This is a genomic window from Methylophilus sp. UBA6697 (genome assembly GCF_002454655.1).
In the GTDB taxonomy this organism is placed as follows: domain Bacteria; phylum Pseudomonadota; class Gammaproteobacteria; order Burkholderiales; family Methylophilaceae; genus Methylophilus.
Genome location: NZ_DKJH01000025.1, coordinates 1 through 19,883, shown reverse-complemented (window position 1 = coordinate 19,883; position 19,883 = coordinate 1). Strand labels below are relative to the sequence as shown.

The window sequence follows — 19,883 nt, the reverse complement described above, 5'->3', positions numbered from 1 at the left end:
CGTTTCGGGATAGTAGCTCATATTTGCTCGAACATTACCTTAGGCACTCAACTTTCAGATTACGTTTAATAGTCCTCTGATTGCCACAGTAGGGGTTGGGGTAAAGCGGTTTCGCTAATCGAACTGTTTTGCATCTCCCACCTTGGATAGGTCCGTAATCTAACACCCTATGACTGCAGATAATTCAGATTCACCAGTTATCACACAGCAGTACAGCTTGCTCTTAAAGACATATAACTATCAAAGCGATTGCAACTAATTTCGCAATAGATTCCGTTTTTAATAAAGCATGTACGGACTTTATTAGTTTTTTCCAACTCCATTAACAAATCACAACAAGCCCGATAGCGTTGAACTTTTAAATGGGCTAGCACTCTCAAGCTTTGAGTGCTAAAATCATTTTAAACATCTTCTTTCAATAAGGAGTTTATTATCAACGCGTTAACTTTACCTGTCGTTTCCTCGGCTGACAGCCTGGATAAATATCTGCGCACCATCAAGCAGTTTCCAGTGCTCACGGCTGAAGAAGAATACAGCTATGCGACTGAGTTGAAACAAAGTGGTGACCTGGAGGCTGCGCGCGCACTGATCGTGTCGCATCTGCGCCTGGTCGCGAGCATTGCCCGTGGTTATAGCGGTTATGGTTTGCCACAGTCTGACCTGATTCAGGAAGGTAATATTGGCTTGATGAAAGCGGTGAAACGCTTTGACCCTGACCGTGGCGTGCGCCTGGTCTCGTTTGCCATGCACTGGATTAAAGCCGAGATCCATGAATACATCGTGCGTAACTGGCGCCTGGTGAAAACCGCGACCACCAAAGCACAGCGCAAACTGTTTTTTAATTTGCGCAGCATGAAGCAAGGCTTTGAAACGCTGAGCCCGGATGACGTACACCGTATCGCCACCGAGCTGAATGTGAAGCCGGAAGAAGTGACCGAGATGGAATACCGCCTCAACGGTCAGGAGATTTCACTGGATGCGCAGGTGGATGACGACGGCGAAGAAGTGTATAGCCCGATTGCGTTCCTCGAAGATGAAGGCCCTGAGCCATCGACCTTGCTGGAAAACCTGCAAACCGAGCATCTGCAAACCGAAGGTTTGAGCATGGCTTTGCAACAACTGGATGAGCGTAGCCGCCGTGTGCTGCAAGCACGCTGGTTGACTGAAGGCAATGCCTCCACGCTGCATGAACTGGCTGCTGAGTTTAATGTGTCAGCAGAACGTATCCGCCAGATTGAGCAGAAGGCGATGCAAAAAATCAAAACCTATATGCTGGAAAGCAAATAACAAAACGGGAGCAAATGCTCCCGTTTTTGTTTTCATGGCAGTTATTTTTAGGCCGCTTGTACGATGACTTCTTCGTGCGCCAGCGCAAACATGGCTTTGCCATTGAGTTGATCTAGCTCAGCCAGTTGCTGGCGGATCGATAACTCCACCTGCTCTAAATCGGCAATACGCTCTTCCAGGGTATCGGTTGCCTGGTAAATGCGCTTGATGCTTTCCACTCGGCGCTTGAGTTGCACATGGTGTTCGCGCATCTGGCTTTCCATCGGCGCGATGACGGCTTTTAGCCAGCTCTCGGTATCGCGGTTCGCTGCCTCATATTCCAGAATCACATGGCTGGCCAGCGTTTCGAAAAACTTGCTGGTTAGCGTCAGTTTTTCGTGTGCAATCATATTGAAGGTGGTGTTGAACTGGTCACGATAAATGGCTTCCAGTTTATTGAGCGCTTTTAAATAGCGTGAGGTAGAAAATGGGGGAGGCGCTTTTTGCAGCAAACCGTGCTCTTTGGAAAACTTCTCATACATGGCTTCCATCATCTTCTTGATTTCATGCACATGCACATCGGCATCCATCATGCGGCGCTTGAGGTCACTGAAAAAGTCATCCATGGCTTGCCGCATGGTTTTGGTAAACGCTGCTTTCATCATGGTATCGCGGGTTTCACGCACCTTGTTTTTAAGCGCAGGCATGCCTAGATGATGGAATACCTGGTTGGACTGCGCCGAAAACACGCTACGCAAGGCTTGATAACGCTGTAAACCGACTTCAAAATTGACCTTGTCTTGCTTGACCTTGCGCATCATCTGCGCAATCACGTCCTCATTCTTGCCCTGCAAACAACGCAACTCATCGGCTTGATCCAGGACGCTTTGCAAACGCGTTTCTAGCGTGATGCGCGTCTGATGCACCATGTCTTCAATTTCGCCCTGTATGCTTTCGCGTACGATCTCCTGCTTGGCCGGGATCAGCTCATCAGACAGGTTTCTTTCCAGTTGCAGCAAACGGCTTTTGAGCAGCAACTGCTGGTCGCCCTTCACTTTAGCCAACAGGCCTTTTTGCGCGGAGGTCGGTAAAATCTGGTCGCGCGGCAAACCTAATAACTCAGCCGTGTTTTGTAACTGGCGATAAAGCTCTGTTTCTACTTCATCATCTGTTTTCAGTGGATCCCACAACCCATCAATCTTGTTAAGTACGGCTATACGGCCTTTTTGCTTCCAGCGTGCACCGCTGATATAACGGCGCCAGACTTCCATTTCAGATTTAGTCACGCCAGTATCGGCGCCTAAAATAAACAGCACCGCATGCGCATTCGGCAGCATGCTCATGGTGAGCTCGGGCTCGGCACCTATCGCATTCAATCCTGGCGTATCCAGAATCACCAGGCCTTGCTTGAGCAAGGGGTGCGGGAAATTAATCACCGCGTAACGCCAGCAGGGAATTTCCAACAGGCCATCGTTACCAATCAGCATGGCATCATCTGGCTGGTCCGGGTGATATAAGCCCAGGGACTGTGCTTCATCAACAGTGACGCGGCGGGTACGGCTCACCTCTTTAAAAGCTTCGACCATGCTTTCGCGTGAGTGTGCATCAAATTCGACCGCGGACCAGGCTTGTGGCATGCGGCGGTATTCGCTAATGGAAATCTGGTGGGTGCTGGTTTCAATCGGCAGCAATGACAAACTGACCGGCTTGCCGGTGTCATAACGCAATTCGGTTGGACACATGGTGGTCCGCCCTGCGCCAGATGGCAGCAAACGGTGGCCATAGCCGGAAAAGAAAATCGCATTAATAAGCTCGGATTTGCCACGCGAAAATTCGGCGACAAATGCCACGTTTAACTTGTCCTCACGCAAGCGGTTTAGTTGCTGCTGTATCCGCTCTTCTATTTGCACATCGCTGAGCTGTTTATCAGCCAACCAGCGCCGATAATCCCCCAAAACATCAGCAATCGATTGACGCCATCGCGTGTACAAATCAAATTGTTGTGCCAGTCTGTTATTTTCCATAGGACCTGCTTAAGAATTGTTAGGTAACCTATTCATGATGGTTTGTTTTTTTTAGTAATCTATCATGAAATAATAAAAGTTCAAATAAATCATGTAGGTATAGCCATTAATTCACAAATAAAATGAATTATCAACCATAAGATACAACAATTACTACCCATGCGCGGCTACCATGCATCTGCTATCATGCGCATAATTAAAGTTAACGACCCAATCCACCACTTTCTTCAATCTTATGAGCGGTCTACACCCAGATTGTCCGACCCCGACCCTGATACAGCTGCATCAGGCCTCACACCTGCTTGAAATACACTTCGATAACCATACCGAGTGCATGCTGTCTTGCGAGTTTTTGCGCGTGTATTCGCCCTCGGCCGAAGTGCGCGGCCATGGTGCCGGACAGGAAGTACTGCAACTGGACAAAGAAAACGTCAATATTAACGATATTGAACCGGTTGGCAGATACGCCATCAAACTGATATTTGACGATGGTCATGATACTGGCCTGTATTCATGGGATTATCTGTACTATCTGGCGCAACATTATGAAAGCCTGTGGCAAGACTATGTGACTAAACTGTCTATGGCTGGCCATACCCGCAAGGAACCGACACATGCAGCAAAACACTGATCAGGAAAAAACTACCCACTTTGGCTTTGATACCGTCGCCGAAACCGACAAGCAGAAAAAAGTTGGCGAGGTGTTTCATTCTGTCGCGCAAAAATACGACATCATGAACGACGTCATGTCCGCAGGCATGCACCGTTTATGGAAGCGCTTTGCGATTGACGTTAGCGGCGTAGGCCAAGGCGACAAGGTGCTGGATATTGCTGGCGGCAGCGGTGATTTGTCTCGCCTGTTTGCCAAGAAGGTCGGCACACAATCTGCCGTCAATCCTGGCACCGTGATTCTGACAGACATCAACGCCTCCATGCTGGGCGTGGGCCGTGACCGCATGATTGATGCAGGGCTGAGTATTCCGGCGGCACAATGCAATGCAGAGATTTTGCCCTTTGCTGACGAAACCTTTAATTGTGTCATCGTCGCCTTTGGTTTACGCAACATGACGCACAAAGACGTTGCCTTGCGTGAAATGCAGCGCGTGCTCAAGCCGGGTGGCCGCTTGCTGGTACTCGAATTTTCTAAAGTCTGGCAACCGCTGGAAAAACTCTACGACACCTACTCATTTAAACTGCTGCCCAAATTTGGCAAATGGATCGCCAACGATGAACCCAGCTACCGCTACCTGGCAGAGAGCATACGCATGCACCCGGACCAGGAAACCCTGAAGCAAATGATGCACGAGGCAGGATTTGGCAAAGTGGATTATTACAACCTGACCGCTGGCGTGGTGGCCTTGCACAAAGGCATCAAGCTCTAAGCCCATGTTTAAACCCCTGATTCAATTCGTATTGCAACACCTGATGCAGCAAAATAGCTGGACAGCGCCGCTGCTACAGCCTTATGCCCACAAAAATCTGCGTGTGGACTTTAAAGTCGCCCAGGCCACACTCACCATTCTAAATAATGGCGAACTGGCGGTAGCCGGAGACACGGCAGAAGCAGATGCCACCATCCATTTGCCACCCAGCCTGGCCATGCGCCTGCTCCGGCAAGACCCGCTTGCACACAGCCTGATTAAAATTGAAGGCGACGCCGCACTCGGCATGGCCGTCGGCAAGATACTCTCCGCCGTGCGCTGGGACATAGAAGATGACCTGAGCAAAGTCGTTGGTGATATTGCCGCTTACCAGGTCGTGCAAATCGGACAGGAAAAGTTACAGCGCTGGCAAAGCCAGGCCAAAAATCTGGGCGAGATGCTGGTGGAATACTGGCAAGAAGAGCAACCCATCATCGCCAAGAAAACCCGCATCGCGCAATTTAACCAGTCGGTGGACCAATTGCGCGAAGACACCGACCGATTACAGCAACGCGTCGACAAACTCCTCGCAGCAGCTTCAGAAAGCCAGTAACACATGCATTGGTTACGTTTTTTTCATATTATCGGCGTGCTGATCTGGTATCGCCTGGATATTTTTTTCGTCCGCGATGAGCAACCTGGCTGGATGCATCGCCTGTTGAATGTCTTTTTTTTCTGGCGTCATGCCCCTGAACAACGCGCCGTACGCTTGCGCCTCGCGCTAGAGAAGCTGGGGCCAATTTTTGTCAAATTCGGCCAAATGCTGTCAACACGCCGCGATCTACTACCAACTGACGTCGCCGACGAACTCACCAAGCTACAAGACCAGGTACCGCCATTTGCTTATGCGCAGGTCGAGGCCATTATTCAAGAAGCCTTTGCTGCGCCACTGAGCACGGTGTACGCAGAGTTCAATATCACCCCTGTTGCCAGCGCTTCAGTGGCGCAAGTGCACTTTGCCAAACTGCATAGCGGCGAGCAAGTGGCAGTGAAGGTATTGCGCCCAGGCATTGCCGCCACCATCCATCGCGATATCGCCTTGTTACGCACACTGGCCTGGTGGGTAAAAAAATGTTCGCGTGAAGGCCGACGCCTGAAACCAGATGAAATGGTCGACGAGTTTGCGCGCCATACCGAGCACGAGCTAGACCTGACCCTGGAAGCGGCGCAATGCGCGCAGCTAGGTCGCAACTTCAGCGATCGCCGCCTGTTGGTGCCCACTGTTTACTGGGACTATTCGCACAAACACGTCATGACTATGCAACGCATGTTCGGCACGCCGGTCAGGGATACCGAATCTTTGCGCGCCTACGGCATAGACCTGACGCAACTGGCGCACGAAGGTGTCGAGATTTTTTTCACCCAGGTATTTCGTGATGGCTTTTTCCATGCCGACATGCACCCTGGCAATATTCAGGTTGTGACCGAGGGGCCGGACAAAGGCAAATTTATCGCGCTCGATTTTGGCATCATGGGCAGTCTGTCACCTACCGATCAATATTACCTGGCGCGGAATTTCCTGGCATTTTTTAACCGCGATTACCGCGATGTCGCCGTGGCGCACATTGAATCCGGCTGGGTGCCTGCAGATACCAATGTTGAGGCACTGGAAACCGCCGTGCGCGCGATTTGCGAACCGATTTTTGAAAAACCGCTGAAGGATATTTCATTTGGCCGCACATTGCTCAGCCTGTTCCAGATGTCACGCCGCTTTGGCGTCAATATCCAGCCACAGCTGATCATGCTGCAAAAGACCTTGTTGAACATTGAGGGCCTGGGCCGCGAGCTCGACCCGAATATTGATTTATGGCATAGCGCCAAACCTTTCCTCAAACGCTGGATGAGCGAGCAAATCGGCTGGCGCAGCCTGCTTAAATCAGCCAAGCGTGAACTGCCTTATATTCTCACCCACGCAGCAGAAATGCCGCGCCTGTTTGAGCAATACCTGCGCAACCAGACCGAGCTTGGCAAGCAACAAAGCCGTATCGACGCCCTGCTTACCTCGCAGCACCAACAAGCCACCTGGCAAAAATGGGCCACAACCGCTATCGTCGTGCTGGTGTTACTGCAATTTGCAAGTTTGTTCCTGCTGTTTAACCACTAAAGGAGATCGACCATGCAATTATTCAAGCAACTGCTGGTGACCACGCTACTCATGCTGCCCTATGCATTACATGCGGCAGACCTGGGCGGCCTGTGGCAAACCACCGACGACAAAACTGGCAAACCCAGATCACTGGTGCGCATTGTTGAAAACGCAGGTGAATATAGCGCGATTGTCGAAAAAGGCCTGCTTGCCACCGACACCGGCGATGCCGTGTGCGACAAATGCACGGACGAGCGTAAAGGCCAGAAAATTGTCGGCATGACTATTGCCAAACATTTAAAGAAAAGTGCCAATAGCAATGTCTATGATAGCGGCGAGATTCTCGACCCGGAAAATGGCAAAACCTACAAATGTAAAATGACACTAGGCGCAAACGGTAATGAGCTCGAAGTGCGCGGATTTATCGGCTTCTCGCTGCTTGGGCGCTCGCAAACCTGGAAGCGGGTCGAGTAATTGTGCAGAATTGTAAAAAGGCCTGATTTTCAGGCCTTTTTAGCTTTCGCAATCATCACAAAACCATGTTTAGGCATGGTTTTGTTTTAAAATCAGCCTTTTGCAATCATCTCAAAGGGAAACAAGCTGTGCTGATCTGGTTTGTCGTGGCGTATTTACTGGTTTCAATCGGCATCGGCCTGATTGCCGCCAGAAATGTGCACAGCACCAAAGATTATGCCGTGGCAGGCCGTCACTTGCCGCTGCCTGTGGTCATGGCAACCGTGTTTGCCACCTGGTTTGGGGCCGAAGCCGTGTTCGGTGTCTCCGCCACCTTTGTGCGCGAAGGCCTGACCGGCGTTGCAGCAGATCCGTTCGGCTCCAGCATGTGCCTGATTATCGCTGGCATTTTCTTCTCCAGCCGCCTGTACAAACTCAACATCCTGACGCTGGGTGACTTCTATCGCATGCGCTATAACCGCTCGGTTGAGGTGCTGACCACCATTGCCATCGTCATCTCTTACATGGGCTGGGTCGCCGCGCAAATCAAGGCACTGGGCCTGATTTTCAATCTGATCAGCCATGGCGCCATTTCAGAACACACCGGCATGATCGTCGGCACCGCCATCGTGCTCACCTATACCACGCTGGGCGGCATGCTCTCGGTGGCGATTCTCGACTTTGTGCAAATGATCGTCGTCATCGGCGGCCTGCTTTATATCGCCAATATCGTCTCTGGCCAAACCGGCGGCGTCGCGCCGGTGATAGAGCACGCGCGCAATGCAGGCAAACTGCATTTCTTTCCGCAATCTACAAACTGGAGCGTATGGCTGACCTTTCTCGGCGGCTGGCTGACCATGATGCTGGGGTCGATTCCACAGCAAGACGTATTCCAGCGTATCACATCGGCCAAAACAGCAAAGATCGCCTTGTGGGGCTCATTGCTGGGCGCGAGCATCTACTTTTGCTTTACTTTTGTGCCCATGTTTATTGCTTATGCCGCGACGCTGATAGACCCGGCGGTATTTGGCACCCTGGTCGAAAGCGACTCACAGCGCGTGCTGCCCACGCTGGTGCTTACGCACACGCCGCTGATCGCACAAGCGATTTTCTTTGGCGCGGTGCTATCAGCCATCATGAGTTGTTCCTCAGCGACCCTGCTGGCCCCTTCTGTGACCTTTGCTGAAAACGTGGTGAAAGGCTTTGTGCCGCACATGAACGACCATGCATTTTTGCGCGTGATGCGACTGTGCCTGGTGGGCTTTGCCGCCATGGTATTGTTTTATGCGCTTAACTCAGAGCTGTCGATCTTTGGTATGGTAGAAAGCGCGTATAAAGTCACGCTGGCAGGTGCTTTTGTGCCGCTGTTTTTCGGTGCCTTCTGGAAACGCGCAAGCAGCCAGGGCGCACTGGCTGCGATTATCTTCGGCATAGGCAGCTGGGTATTGATCGAGATCCTGGTAGGCGAAGCCAGCCTGGTACCAGCGCAATTGGTGGGTCTACTCATCAGTGCTGTGGCAATGATCATCGGCTCATTGCTACCACAGAAAATTGGCGGTACGCCGCACAGCCCTTCCGGCTATTTACACGAGCATGCGGCAAGCAGCCACCCGCATTAAACCTCGTCAATGCGGGAATACGGCTTTAAAACAGCGACTATTCAAATAAACAAAGTCGCCTTATATTGATGATAATGCTTTTTTGAGCATGATCCGCCTTTAGATAATTGAACATTTATGGCCGTTAACAAGCGTTACTACACCCTACTCCTCAGCGCCATTGTGCTCATTGGCTTTGTGGCTACCAGCCTGATTGGTTACTTTGTCGCCAAAGACTCGCTGACTGACCGCTTGCAGCAGGAAATGCTGCCGCTCACCAGCGACAATATCTACTCTGAAATCCAGCGCGACTTGTTGCAGCCGCTCTTGATTTCCTCACTGATGGCCAATGATGTCTTTGTATTTGACTGGATCAATAATGGCGAGCAAGACGCCAATAGAATGACCAGTTACCTGGCGCAAATCCAGAAAAAATATAACACCATCACCGCCTTTTTTGTGTCTGAAAGCTCAGGCAATTACTACCATCCGTCTGGCGTTTTAAAACGCGTATCGCCAGCAAATCCTGAGGATCACTGGTATTTTGATGCCAGAAACTCACGCAACCCTTACGTCATCAATATTGACCGCGATACTGCAGACAAAAAACGCCTGAGTATTTTTGTAAATTACCGCATTGAAGATAAATCCGGCAAGTTTATTGGCGTGATTGGTGTGGGTTTATCGCTGCAAACCGTGGTTGAGCTGATTGAAAACTACCAGAAACGCTATGGCCGCGAAATCTACTTTGTGAATCGCCAGGGCGAGGTCATGCTGCAAAGCAGCCAATACCGTTCTGAGCTGCACTTGCAAAACAAGTCCGGGCTGGATAAAGCGTTTCTGCAAGTGCTGACCTCGCCTAGCTCTTCGCTGTCGTTTAAAACCAGCAGCGGCAATATGCTCTACCTCAATAGTCGCCTGGTGCCTGAATTTGACTGGTATTTAATCGTCGAGCAAGTCAACGATCCAAGCTCAGAACGCATCGAAACCGCCTTCCTCATCAACCTGGCCGTGGCTGTCGTGATCAGCATGATCGTACTGGCACTGGCGCATTTTGCCGTACGTGGCTACCACGACAAGTTGGAAATGATGGCGACCCAGGACAAATTGACTGGTGTCACCAGCCGCCAGGTATTCGAGTTCTATTTCAAGCAAGCCGTCGCACGCGGCAAACGCCGCGACGAGTCATTGTCCCTGGTGCTGTTGGATATCGACCTGTTCAAACTAGTGAATGATACTTATGGCCACGAAGCCGGAGACAGAGTGCTTACGCGTGTGGCGCAGTTGATCAAGTCGCACGTTCGCGAAGAAGATGTGGTTTGTCGATGGGGCGGGGAAGAATTTTTGATTCTGCTTTCCGGCTGCAATATGCAACACGCCCGGGACATTACCGAACTCATACGCTCGGCGGTCGCCGGACTGCAATTCCACTTTAGCAATAAAGTGGTGCAAATCACCGTCAGCGCCGGTATCGCCGAGATGCAAGCGGATGAAATGCTTGGCCAGGTGGTGGAACGTGCGGACCATCACCTGTATGCTGCCAAGCGTGCCGGGCGTAACTGCATCAAGCCAGACATCGATGACGACGAAACGGCATAACGCAGACGTTGCTGTGACGTCTATTTTTTGCGTATGCTACCAGCCGCACGCGGCTGGCAGTGCTCACAATAAAATGTAGAACGCTGACCCAGACGGATATTCAGGATCGGCTTGGTACACACGCGGCAAGGCTCGCCAGTGCGGCCATACACGGTATACGTCTGTTGAAAATAACCAGGGTTACCATCAGCACCAAAGAAATCACGCAAACTGCTACCACCAGCGTCCAGCGCAGCTTGCAAGGTCAACTTGATCTCTTGCACCAGCAATGCGCATTGCGCCAGTGTTAAGGCCTTGGCAGGCGTTTCAGGGTGTATGCGCGCCCTGAATAAAGACTCACTGGCATAAATATTCCCCACGCCCACCACCAGGTGCGCATCCATGATGGTCGTTTTGATCGGTGCGCTGCGTGTGCGTATATGTTGATATAAATAGTCAGCGTTAAAACCAGCCTCTAAGGGCTCGGGCCCCAGGCTGCTGAGCAGCGCATGCTGCAATGGGTGCTTATCCAGCCACAACACGGCTCCGAACCGGCGCGGATCGCGCAGACGGATCACGCGACCATCTTCAAAGCGGATATCAAAGTGATCATGCTTTTCGGCAGGGAAATCGCGCTCCAGCAAACACAGGCGGCCGGACATGCCCAGATGCAGCAACAACACGCCTTCTGCTTCAGTGGTGCCAATCTCGGCCAGGATATATTTGGCACGGCGCGTGAGTTTAAGTACACGGCGGCCTTGCAAATGTTGCGGCAAATCGGCCGGAATCGGCCAGCGCAAGCCATGATGGCGGATAGTCACTTGCGCGATCTGCGCCCCTTCTACAGGCAGCAACCCACGCCGCGTGACCTCAACCTCGGGTAATTCAGGCATGCCGGTTATTTGCTCTTAGGTGCCTGGATATTCACCGGCGGGTTCACCATGGTAAAACCGGTGTCGTTGCTGAAGTGATAAATAATCCCTTCATCTGGACGCGCCAGCAGATACTCTGGCGACTCCTGCAGCTTGTCAAAATGGACCTTCTTGCCATTGCGCAACAGCACTTCAAAAGAAGGATAGGTTTGCTTGCGATCTGGTGTATAAAACTCAACCGAGGTTGCTTGCGCCTGCACCCAGCTGAAATCCATCCACTCATTCATATCATTCTGTGTAGGCTTGGCTTTGGCATCGTTGGCCAGCCATTTACCTTCGCCAGACATCTGCACTTTAAGCGCATTCTCTTCCCACTGCTCCAGATGCGCGAGGTCGAAACCAGCCAGCTGTTTACGCTCGACCGGGGACAATGGTGTTTTATCTACCATTTCTATCGGCTGCGTAGACGCTGCTTCACTATACTGCCCGGGCAACAAATACACTTGCCCCGCATACCCGACGTACTGTTCTTCTGAAACAGGATTGTAAGTGCCAAACGTGAACACTTGCTCACCCTTGGCACCAGCTAGCGTCAACTTCAATACCGGCTGATCCAGCCCGTATTTAGCTGCATCTTGCAATGGCAGCCTGGTCGCCGTGGTTGCAGCAATAATAGACATCACGCGCTGCACAGAGGATTGGTCTGCACGTGCCGCATACGGCTTGCGCATCATCCAGTAACCATCCTGCTTTTCAAAAATGGTCGGGGCCTTGGCCGGAAACTCCGCTTTCACGGTATCGAAATCGGCCATTTTAAGGCTGGAAACTTCAAACCTGGCTGATGTTGCCTGTTCCTGCGGTTTCAAATGCAGGAACACGGCTATGCCGACCACCACAGCCAATAACAACAGATTCAATATCCATCTTTTTTTCATGACACCACTCCGACAACCAGACCGTTAGACATTAAGCCTTGCGGCGCTTCCACCACAGGAACAGGCCTGCAACAAACAAACCGACTGGAATCAGGTACTGGAACGCATGGAATACGATCCAGGCCACCAGGCGGCCCTGATCGGTTGCTGGAATCGTGACGTTAATATCTTTGAGTGGCATCGGCTGTATCGTAATCAGGCGATCATCACCCGCCAGCCAGTTGATGATATTAATGCCCAAATCCAGGTTGCCGCCGTTAGTAATAAAGGTATTGGCCAGGAAGTTGGCATTACCGATCACCACCACGCGCTGGCCTTTTTTACCGTATTCGCGCTCCAAAGCCACGCCGACGTTAATCGGGCCTGCTTTGTCTTTACCCTGGTCAAAACTGACCTTAAGGTTTTGCGCACCCGCCGGAATTTTGTCGGACTCCAGCCAGCCATTCGGCGCCACGTCGATCAGGCGGCCCACTTTCCAGCCCAGATCATCTGACGCCTGGCCATCGATCTGATGCGCCTCAGGGAACACGGTACGCAGCATAAAGTTACGTGTAATGGCATGGTCGCCATACAGGCTGGCAAACGCCATTTTCGGATCGGCGCCGTATTGTTCAGCCGCACGGTCAACCACGATACCGGCAGACACTTTAATGCCCAGGTACTCGGCCACTTCTTGCAACCCATGCAGGTTATCGTCATCCAGCAGCCACAGCACATTGCCGCCTGCTTCAATATAGGCCTTGATCTTTTTCGCTTCGACGGCGCTGATATCGACTTGCGGTGCTGCAATCACCAACATGGCACCATTGGCAGGCACGGCCTGGGCAATGGTCAGGTCAGGGTTAGCAAATTTAAAGCCTTTGCTTTCCAGCTGTTTGCCAAACTCACCCAGGTCATGGTTTTTCAGGCCTTGCAGCAAACGTTCGCCATGGCCATCCAGGTACATGACTGGCTGGTTATTGGTACGTGACAATCGCACCAGCAAGTTGGTCATTTCCTGCTCGGCAAACGGTGGCGTGATGTGCTCGGAACGCTTGTTGTACTCCACAATCGTCTCGCCATCGACCTTCACGCCGGCTTCTTGCGCCAGCTTTGGCTCTTCGGACGGATTGATAAACTTGATAAAAACGTTTTTCTTTTCGCGCTGGTAACGGGCGACAAAATCCAGCATGCCTTTGCGGAAAGTATCGCCATTATTGGCGTCATCGTTGGTGGCAAATACCGTGATATTGACGTCACCATCCATCTGCTTGAGCACATTGACACTGCCCTGGGTCAGGATATTGCGGTTAGCCTGGGTAATATCCTTGGCCCAGCGGTATTGGCTGGACAAATAGCCCAGCATGACCACCAACGCCAAAAACACCAGCACAAACATCCAGTTTTGCGCCAATAACTGCCATCTAAATTTACGGTTAATTTTCATAATGCATTCAGCTCAAAAACAATGTCGCGACTAACCGCGTAAACGATCCGCATCCAGACGACGAATCGTCAGGGTAATAAAAGTGAGGATAAACAGGCCGAAGTAGGCCAGGTCCGCCGTATCCATCAAGCCACCGGCAAACGACTGAAAATGGCGCATGAGCGAAAACTTGAGCATGGTACTGGTCGGGTCACCAGCAAAAAAACGGTCCAGGATCATCAGCACAAACAAGGCAATAAAACTGAGGATACCGGCAATAATCGGCTGCGCGGTCAGGCTGGAGAAATACAGGCCCAGCGCGGCAAAACTGGAAACCAGCAGCAGCAAACCCAGCGAGTTGGCAAAAATATAGCCGAAATCAATGTCTGCCCAAATGTTCAGCGTAAACAGCATGGCGGCAATATAGACCACCAATATGCTCAAAAACACCACCAGGCCCAGAAACTTGCCAACCACGATCTCGCTGATAGACAACGGTGCGCTGAACAAAAACGGCATGGTCTGACTGCGACGCTCTTCTGAAATCAAGCGCATCGAGAGCAAAGGCACGGCAAACAGCATGATAAAAGACGCCAGGCCATACACGGTTTGGCCGACAAACTGTGTCACGCCAATACGCTCGGCCGGGCGGATGGAGCCGGACATGACTTCAAAGTAATTATTCACTCCATTGAGGTAATAGGTGCCGAAGGAGAAGGTCAGCAGTGCCAGAATAATCCACCCCATTGGTGAGGCGAACATACTCTTGAGTTCTTTTCTTGCAATATTCAACATACTTAAAATCTTTCCGTCTACACTCAATCTGCTGGCTTAAGCCGCTTTGGCCTCATCCGTACCTGCTGCCTCGTGGTAAGTCAGCTGTACAAACACGTCTTCCAGGCTGGTCTGGTCAGGGGCGATATGATACAAGCCCCAGCCGTTTTGTACGGCGGCCTGCACAATGGCTTCATGCGGTTGTGTGCCTTCATGAAAACGAATGCGCCACAGCCCATCCGCCGACTCCACTTCAGCCACACCGGCAATCGCAGCCAGTTGCGCCGCCGCTGGTGCATGGCGTAAACCGACCAGCAGCTTGTTACCGATGCGCTGCTGTTTAAGCACATCAATACCGCCGTTAAACACCAGCTTACCTTTATCGATAATCTGCACGTGGTCACACACCATTTCCACTTCCGGCAAAATATGCGTAGAGACGATCACGCTATGCGCCTGGCCGATCTCTTTGATCAAGGCACGGATATCACGGATCTGGATCGGATCCAGGCCGACCGTCGGTTCATCCAGAATCACCACCATCGGGTTATGAATAATGGCCTGGGCAATCCCAACGCGCTGCTGGTAACCGTTAGACAGGTTTTCAATCAGGCGTTTGCTCATATGGGTGAGGCCACAGCGCTCTTTGGCATGCTCAACCGCTTTTTTAATATGCTTGCCCGCCACATTATGCAAACGTGCAGCAATCGTCAGATACTCATCTACCGTAAATTCTTTATATAAAGGACGCATTTCCGGCAAGTAACCAATCAGGGCTTTGGCTTCTTTCGGATGCTCCATCATATCGATGCCACAGATTTTGACGCTACCGGCACTGGGCGCCAGATTACCGGTCAACATTTTCATGGTGGTCGACTTACCAGCACCGTTAGGCCCCAAAAAGCCTAATACCTGCCCCTGTTGCAGACTAAACGTTACGTCACTGACCGCTGCGCGGCCACCATACAAACGGGTCAATTCGATTGCTTCAACTGTCAAATTTGCCATGATTCTTTCACACACCTACCGACTAAAGACAACTGCATTGCGCCAACAGTACCACTGCTGACCAGCAAATCCCTAGACAAAGATTTCATCAAAAAGTTATAGTGCCAATACTACTGTTGTAGCATGCGGTTTTAGCCCAAGCCAAACCGTCAATTACAATTCAGTTACAAATCGCACATTATGGATGAACTTGCAGCAACTGTCACGGACTAAACAACAATTCAGCATCACACAACGACCGCTTAAATCGCCGCCATGACACTGTTCATCAACAGCCCAACCAACCAGGAATTCAGTATGCCTCAAACCAGCCGTTTCACGCTTAAACCCACTGCAAAGCGCCGCACAGCCCTGGCGCTTTGCCTGGCATTGCTGACAACCCCGGCCTGGTCAGCCAGCAGCTCCCCTACGATCACCACACCCACGGCGGAATTTGTCTACAAATACCTACTGGGCGAAGTCGCTGCCCAGCGTGGCGAATTTGTGTTGGCAGGCCAGTTGTTCCTCGACTTAGCCAAACAGACACGCGACCCATTGCTGGCTGAACGTGCGACCCAGGCTGCCACGATTGCGCGCACGCCGCAACTGGCCTTGCCTTCGGCCGAACTATGGTCAGAGCTGGCTCCGGACTCGATTCCTGCCGCACAAACGGCGAGCCAGTTATTCATCGCCAATGGCAACCTGAAAAAAGCCATTCCGCAAATCCAGAAAGTACTCGCCAACGATAATATCCGCCCGAATGCCTTCATGGAATTGAACAGCCTGATGATGCGCGTGACGGACAAAACCAGCGTGCTGGAAGCGATTCAGCAACTGGCCAAGCCTTACCCCAAACTGCCTGAAGCCCATTTTGCTGTTTCACAAGCCGCTTATTTTGCTCACAACGAAAGCCTGATGGTTGCCGAACTCAAAGAAGCGTCCAAACTGCGCCCGGGCTGGGAGCCACCAGCACAAATCCGCGGCCAGATGCTGAGTGAGCAAGACCCGCAAAAAGGCATTGCGTTTTATCGTGATTTTTTAAATTCCTACCCCGAAGCTGACCAGATCCGCCTGGCGCTGGCGCGTGCCTTACTGGTACAAAAAAACACCACGGATGCCAAGGTAGAGTTCACCAAATTGCTCGAGCGTCATAAAAACAACCCGGAAATGAATGTCATCGTTGGCCTGCTGGCGCTGGATGCCAAAGAGTACAGTTTTGCTGACCGTTACCTGGAGCACGGCCTTGAAGTGGGTTTTAAAGAGCCGAACAAAGTGTATTTCAACCTGGGCCGCTCGGCTGCCGAGCAAAAAGATGACGCACGCGCCCTGCAGTGGTTTGACAAAATCGGCGAAGGCGAGCAGTTTCTGGCAGGTCGCCTGGCATCAGCCGGCATTATCGCGCGCCGGGACGGCATTGATGCAGCAATTACCATGCTGGACAATGTTGATGGTTTAACGCCGGAACAACAAGCATTAGTGGTACAGAATGAAGCTTTGATGCTTAACCAGGCCAAACGCACCGACGAAGCCTACACCCTGCTGGAAAAGGCGGTGCAAAGCTTCCCCGAGAGCCCGGAACTACTGTACGACTATGCCTTGAATGCGGAACGCAAAGGCAAATTTGACATCATGGAAGAGACTTTATCCAAGGTCATTAAAATCAAACCAGACATGGCTGCCGCCTACAATGCGCTGGGCTATTCTTATGCAGACCGCAATATCAAGCTGATGGAAGCCAAGAGCCTGATTGAAACTGCCACCAAGCTGTCGCCAGAAGACCACTACATTATGGACAGCCTGGGCTGGGTATATTACCGCCTCGGCGACCTGGGCCATGCCACTGAAGAGTTGCGTCGCGCATACACGATTCAGCAAGATCCTGAAATTGCTGCCCACCTGGCTGAAGTATTATGGAAGCAAGGCCAACGTGACGAAGCGCAGAAAATTCTGGATCAGGCACTCTCCGCCAATCCTGACAACGAAGTGCTGGTCGCCACTGCGCAAAAACTGAAATCAGCCCTGTAATGCTGGTCACACTACCCACGCTGGCGCGCTGGAAGTCGCGCACAGGCCACCGAGTCATGGCTGGCCTGCTGGGCGTGGCGCTGGCCGGTTGCTCCACCTTGCCTGCGCCGCCGACCCAGACCACGGCAAGCACCGCCACCCAGCAACGCATACAGCGCTTGCAAGCCAGGCAGGCATTTGCGCTAGAGGCCAAGTTGGCGGTGCAATATGCGGGCAAAGGCTATACCGCCCGCCTGGAATGGCAGCATGATGCGCAAGAAGATACCATGCGCATTTTCAGCCCCTTGGGCCAGCAAGTCGCCCTGATTCACCGCACACCGCAAACGGTTACGCTGACCGACCAAAGCGGTAAACAACACACCGCGGCCGATGTCGCCAGCCTGACCGAGCGACTACTCGGCTGGCGCCTGCCGCTCGCCGGGCTAAGCCAATGGATTTTAGGCACGCCTCACCGTGACAGCCCGTTCCAGGCCAATTATCTTGAAAATGGCGCCCCGGCCAGCCTGACGCAAGATCAATGGCAAATCACCTATGATGATTACCAGCAAACAGCCCTCAATGGCGCACTGGAACAACTACCTTACACCACGCGCCTGCAACAGCAGGATGTACGCCTGAAATTGGTGATTCAACACTGGTAATCAGCGAGGCATAGGCCCCAACTCCTGCCTTGCGCTGATTAAAGATNNTCAGCGCAAGGCGTCGATAATGGCACTATGAGCTGTTATCTTCTCACCCCCACTTATTACCGACTTTGGCTGGCATTTAGCTTATGGCTAGTGCTGGGCCTCATGCCTGGCCACGGCCATGCATCACAGTGGTTATCGATCAAAAAAACCGACGACAACCAGCTCATGATAGACAAGCAATCTCTGCTGGAAGAAAAACCTTATATCAAAGCCTGGGTCAAGGTCGATTACCGCAATCCGCAGAAAAATGTGGAATCGGTAGACCGTGTCTACAACCATGCCAAGGCCTTATGGTATTTTGATTGCGACAAACGCAAAGCCGCGACCATTCAGGTGTTTCAATACGATGACGAAGAGCTGGTCTATTCAGCAGGCACCACCTCAAAACAGGCAGATTTTATTGAGCCGCTGCCGGAGTCCGAAGTAGAAGTCGCACAGCAATATGTGTGCAAATGGCAAACCAAGGAAAAACAGCGCATAGAAGCTGCTGCCAGGCGTGCCGCCAACCCGGTGGTGCCTGCCGTTGCCAATAGCAAAGACAAACCTGTCGCGCCTGATAGTGTTGCCGAGCCTGCCGCTGCGCCTACAACGCCAAAACCTGAAGAGAAAGCAGCCGAAGCAAAACCGGCAGATGCCAAGCCTGCGGCCAAACCTGCCGAAGACAAAGCAGCAGTTGCCAAGCAAGCCGCCGCCGGTAAAACCGACAAAGGCGCCGATAGTAATAAAGACAAGGAAAAAACAGCTAAAACGGACAAGGCCAATGATAAGTCCTGGGCCTATAGCGGGCCACGCGGGCCTGACAAATGGGGCAGCCTGAACCCGGACTATGCGGTGTGCAATGCCGGTAGCCAGCAATCGCCGATTAACGTCGACAATACGATCACAGCCGCCCTTAAGCCGATTAAGCGCTTGCAGAAGTTTCCGCTCAAAAATATTGCACTCAAGGACCACAGCCTGATCCTGGATGCGGGCACTGGCAATATGATGGTGCTGGACCAAAAGCCATACCAGCTGAAATATATCAGTGTGCATGTGCCTAGTGAACATCAGATCAAACAGAAATCATATGCCGCAGAACTGCAGATGGTGCATGAAGATAAAGCCGGACACCGCGTGATTATCGCGGTCATGCTGGAAGAAGGCAGCACACACGCCGGGCTGGAAAAACTGTTAGGCAGCTTGCCTAAAGAAAAAGAACAAAGCAAACCGCTGGCAATACGCGTCACACCTGCTGACCTGATGCCGACCAAACCTGCGTATTATCGCTACAGCGGTTCGCTGACGGCACCGCCATGTACCGAAGGCGTACAGTGGGTGATCATGAAAGAAGCCATCAAAGTGTCCAAATTCCAGCTAGGCAGCTTGCAGCAAGCCATCGGCGAGCCCAACCAGCGCCCGGTGCAGGATGGTCAAGGCCGCATGATCCTGGAATAATCACGCCAGAACGCTGCAGGCATGCTTTACAATAACGGGTATGGAACTGCTGACCTACCCCGCTCCCTGTAAAATCAATCTGTTTCTGCATATTACCGGCCGCCGTGCTGACGGCTACCATGCGCTGCAAAGCGTCTTTTTGCTGCTGGATCACGGTGATAAGCTGCGCATACGCGTACGCCAGGATGGGCAAATTGTGCACATGAACCCGCTACCCGGCGTGCCACCAGAAAAAGATTTAACCGTACGCGCCGCGCGTGCCTTGCAGCAAGCCAGCCAATGCACACTGGGCGCAGACATTGAATGTATCAAGCGCACCCCCATGGGCGGCGGCCT

18 protein-coding genes are annotated in these 19,883 nt (G+C 52.0%); 12 read left to right on the top strand and 6 right to left on the bottom strand.

Going from position 1 to position 19,883, the window contains the following annotated elements:
• Positions 1-429 precede the first annotated feature (429 nt).
• Positions 430-1,287: an RNA polymerase sigma factor RpoH gene (gene rpoH, locus B3355_RS07565; RefSeq protein WP_292782330.1), complete on the top strand. Its 858-nt coding sequence runs from the start codon at positions 430-432 to the stop codon at positions 1,285-1,287.
• Positions 1,288-1,334: 47 nt separating this feature from the next.
• Here rpoH and B3355_RS07560 read toward each other — a convergent pair whose 3' ends face one another.
• A complete protein-coding gene (locus B3355_RS07560; protein WP_019881594.1) occupies positions 1,335-3,290 on the bottom strand; it encodes a dynamin family protein in 1,956 nt (651 codons plus the stop codon).
• A gap of 235 nt (positions 3,291-3,525) precedes the next feature.
• On the opposite strand from B3355_RS07560, the gene B3355_RS07555 reads away from it, so the two are divergent.
• The 7 genes from B3355_RS07555 (at position 3,526) to B3355_RS07525 (ending at position 10,447) form a co-directional block, all read left to right on the top strand.
• Positions 3,526-3,921: a gamma-butyrobetaine hydroxylase-like domain-containing protein gene (locus B3355_RS07555; RefSeq protein ID WP_024929603.1), complete on the top strand. Its 396-nt coding sequence runs from the start codon at positions 3,526-3,528 to the stop codon at positions 3,919-3,921.
• Complete coding sequence (gene ubiE, locus B3355_RS07550) at positions 3,905-4,672, top strand: bifunctional demethylmenaquinone methyltransferase/2-methoxy-6-polyprenyl-1,4-benzoquinol methylase UbiE (protein ID WP_292782194.1); 768 nt, start codon at positions 3,905-3,907, stop codon at positions 4,670-4,672. The genes B3355_RS07555 and ubiE overlap by 17 nt, the downstream gene beginning before the upstream one ends.
• Positions 4,673-4,676: 4 nt before the next feature.
• Positions 4,677-5,264, top strand: coding sequence for a ubiquinone biosynthesis accessory factor UbiJ (locus tag B3355_RS07545; protein WP_292782191.1), 588 nt, complete (start codon positions 4,677-4,679; stop codon positions 5,262-5,264).
• Between the two features lie 3 nt (positions 5,265-5,267).
• Positions 5,268-6,815 carry a ubiquinone biosynthesis regulatory protein kinase UbiB gene (ubiB, locus tag B3355_RS07540; RefSeq protein ID WP_292782188.1) on the top strand — a complete coding sequence of 516 codons (1,548 nt, stop codon included), beginning with the start codon at positions 5,268-5,270 and terminating at the stop codon, positions 6,813-6,815.
• Positions 6,816-6,827: 12 nt separating this feature from the next.
• The gene (locus B3355_RS07535; RefSeq protein ID WP_047514506.1) at positions 6,828-7,271 is read left to right on the top strand and encodes a DUF2147 domain-containing protein; all 444 of its coding nucleotides are present in this window, start codon (positions 6,828-6,830) and stop codon (positions 7,269-7,271) included.
• A gap of 128 nt (positions 7,272-7,399) precedes the next feature.
• On the top strand, positions 7,400-8,869 hold the full coding sequence (locus B3355_RS07530; RefSeq protein ID WP_292782180.1) for a sodium:solute symporter family protein: 1,470 nt from the start codon (positions 7,400-7,402) through the stop codon (positions 8,867-8,869).
• Between the two features lie 117 nt (positions 8,870-8,986).
• On the top strand, positions 8,987-10,447 hold the full coding sequence (locus B3355_RS07525; RefSeq protein ID WP_292782177.1) for a sensor domain-containing diguanylate cyclase: 1,461 nt from the start codon (positions 8,987-8,989) through the stop codon (positions 10,445-10,447).
• Positions 10,448-10,467: 20 nt separating this feature from the next.
• Here the strand turns inward: B3355_RS07525 and mutM are convergent, their stop codons facing one another.
• From mutM to B3355_RS07500, 5 genes are read right to left on the bottom strand one after another with little or no spacing between them, the layout of a single operon-like run.
• Positions 10,468-11,319 carry a bifunctional DNA-formamidopyrimidine glycosylase/DNA-(apurinic or apyrimidinic site) lyase gene (mutM, locus tag B3355_RS07520; protein WP_292782174.1) on the bottom strand — a complete coding sequence of 284 codons (852 nt, stop codon included), beginning with the start codon at positions 11,317-11,319 and terminating at the stop codon, positions 10,468-10,470.
• A 5-nt stretch (positions 11,320-11,324) separates the two neighbouring features.
• Complete coding sequence (locus B3355_RS07515) at positions 11,325-12,233, bottom strand: DUF4340 domain-containing protein (RefSeq protein WP_292782171.1); 909 nt, start codon at positions 12,231-12,233, stop codon at positions 11,325-11,327.
• Between the two features lie 31 nt (positions 12,234-12,264).
• Positions 12,265-13,659: a GldG family protein gene (locus tag B3355_RS07510; RefSeq protein WP_019881584.1), complete on the bottom strand. Its 1,395-nt coding sequence runs from the start codon at positions 13,657-13,659 to the stop codon at positions 12,265-12,267.
• Positions 13,660-13,689: 30 nt separating this feature from the next.
• Positions 13,690-14,433 carry an ABC transporter permease gene (locus B3355_RS07505; RefSeq protein ID WP_024929594.1) on the bottom strand — a complete coding sequence of 248 codons (744 nt, stop codon included), beginning with the start codon at positions 14,431-14,433 and terminating at the stop codon, positions 13,690-13,692.
• 36 nt (positions 14,434-14,469) lie between these two features.
• Positions 14,470-15,420 carry an ABC transporter ATP-binding protein gene (locus tag B3355_RS07500; RefSeq protein WP_292782163.1) on the bottom strand — a complete coding sequence of 317 codons (951 nt, stop codon included), beginning with the start codon at positions 15,418-15,420 and terminating at the stop codon, positions 14,470-14,472.
• 297 nt (positions 15,421-15,717) lie between these two features.
• On the opposite strand from B3355_RS07500, the gene B3355_RS07495 reads away from it, so the two are divergent.
• From B3355_RS07495 to B3355_RS07480, 4 genes are all read left to right on the top strand, one after another.
• Positions 15,718-17,424 carry a tetratricopeptide repeat protein gene (locus B3355_RS07495; protein ID WP_292782160.1) on the top strand — a complete coding sequence of 569 codons (1,707 nt, stop codon included), beginning with the start codon at positions 15,718-15,720 and terminating at the stop codon, positions 17,422-17,424.
• The gene (gene lolB / locus B3355_RS07490) at positions 17,424-18,065 is read left to right on the top strand and encodes a lipoprotein insertase outer membrane protein LolB (protein ID WP_292782157.1); all 642 of its coding nucleotides are present in this window, start codon (positions 17,424-17,426) and stop codon (positions 18,063-18,065) included. Before B3355_RS07495 ends, lolB begins: the two co-directional genes overlap by 1 nt.
• 75 nt (positions 18,066-18,140) lie before the next feature.
• Positions 18,141-19,547 (top strand): carbonic anhydrase, encoded by a 1,407-nt coding sequence (locus tag B3355_RS07485; protein WP_292782155.1) that lies wholly within the window; start codon positions 18,141-18,143, stop codon positions 19,545-19,547.
• Between the two features lie 40 nt (positions 19,548-19,587).
• Positions 19,588-19,883 (top strand): 4-(cytidine 5'-diphospho)-2-C-methyl-D-erythritol kinase (locus B3355_RS07480; protein ID WP_414683415.1); only part of this gene is annotated, 296 nt, incomplete at its 3' end.

Bases quoted from the DNA above. Each gene is read 5' to 3' on its own strand.
- B3355_RS07560 (WP_019881594.1), bottom strand. From the start codon at position 3,290: ATGGAAAATAACAGACTGGCACAACAATTTGATTTGTACACGCGATGG.
- B3355_RS07555 (WP_024929603.1), top strand. From the start codon at position 3,526: ATGAGCGGTCTACACCCAGATTGTCCGACCCCGACCCTGATACAGCTG.
- ubiE (WP_292782194.1), top strand. From the start codon at position 3,905: ATGCAGCAAAACACTGATCAGGAAAAAACTACCCACTTTGGCTTTGAT.
- B3355_RS07545 (WP_292782191.1), top strand. From the start codon at position 4,677: ATGTTTAAACCCCTGATTCAATTCGTATTGCAACACCTGATGCAGCAA.
- ubiB (WP_292782188.1), top strand. From the start codon at position 5,268: ATGCATTGGTTACGTTTTTTTCATATTATCGGCGTGCTGATCTGGTAT.
- B3355_RS07535 (WP_047514506.1), top strand. From the start codon at position 6,828: ATGCAATTATTCAAGCAACTGCTGGTGACCACGCTACTCATGCTGCCC.
- B3355_RS07525 (WP_292782177.1), top strand. From the start codon at position 8,987: ATGGCCGTTAACAAGCGTTACTACACCCTACTCCTCAGCGCCATTGTG.
- mutM (WP_292782174.1), bottom strand. From the start codon at position 11,319: ATGCCTGAATTACCCGAGGTTGAGGTCACGCGGCGTGGGTTGCTGCCT.
- B3355_RS07515 (WP_292782171.1), bottom strand. From the start codon at position 12,233: ATGAAAAAAAGATGGATATTGAATCTGTTGTTATTGGCTGTGGTGGTC.
- B3355_RS07510 (WP_019881584.1), bottom strand. From the start codon at position 13,659: ATGAAAATTAACCGTAAATTTAGATGGCAGTTATTGGCGCAAAACTGG.
- B3355_RS07505 (WP_024929594.1), bottom strand. From the start codon at position 14,433: ATGTTGAATATTGCAAGAAAAGAACTCAAGAGTATGTTCGCCTCACCA.
- B3355_RS07500 (WP_292782163.1), bottom strand. From the start codon at position 15,420: ATGGCAAATTTGACAGTTGAAGCAATCGAATTGACCCGTTTGTATGGT.
- B3355_RS07495 (WP_292782160.1), top strand. From the start codon at position 15,718: ATGCCTCAAACCAGCCGTTTCACGCTTAAACCCACTGCAAAGCGCCGC.
- lolB (WP_292782157.1), top strand. From the start codon at position 17,424: ATGCTGGTCACACTACCCACGCTGGCGCGCTGGAAGTCGCGCACAGGC.
- B3355_RS07485 (WP_292782155.1), top strand. From the start codon at position 18,141: ATGAGCTGTTATCTTCTCACCCCCACTTATTACCGACTTTGGCTGGCA.